This window comes from Neisseria sp. HMSC70E02 (assembly GCF_001838645.1).
Lineage (GTDB): Bacteria > Pseudomonadota > Gammaproteobacteria > Burkholderiales > Neisseriaceae > Neisseria > Neisseria macacae.
In genome coordinates, this window is the sequence record NZ_KV838041.1 from 829 (window position 1) to 1,263 (window position 435).

The 435-nt window shown below is 52.2% G+C and carries 1 pseudogene; it reads left to right on the top strand.

Annotation, left to right across the window (positions count from 1 at the left end):
• Positions 1 to 435: pseudogene (locus tag HMPREF3277_RS00030) on the top strand (type IV secretion protein Rhs); the annotation flags it as partial.

Below are 435 nucleotides of genomic sequence, written 5' to 3' on the forward strand. Positions count from 1 at the left end.
AGAATACAACGGCATCGAATACACCTACGATGCATTGGGCAACCTGATCTACCGCCAGCTACCTAATGGTGAAAACCAATATTACCAATACGATTTAGAAAACCAACTCGTCCGCGCCGAAATCAAAAAGCCCGCCGGCAATACCGAGATCTGGACATACGCCTACGACCCGTTCGGAAGACGCCTCTCCAAAGAACGCCAAGACAAACTCGCCTGGACGAGTACCGAACCGAAACGCACCCACTTCGTCTGGGACGGCACGCGATTACTTCAGGAGTACACCTACAAAGGCAGCTACACCTATATCTACACCGACCAAGACAGCTACGAACCGCTGGCGCAAATCTTTGACAACGCCAAAGACGGCAAACAATACATCGCCTATTTCCACAACGACCAAGTCGGCATCCCGCGCGAGATGACCGACATCCACGG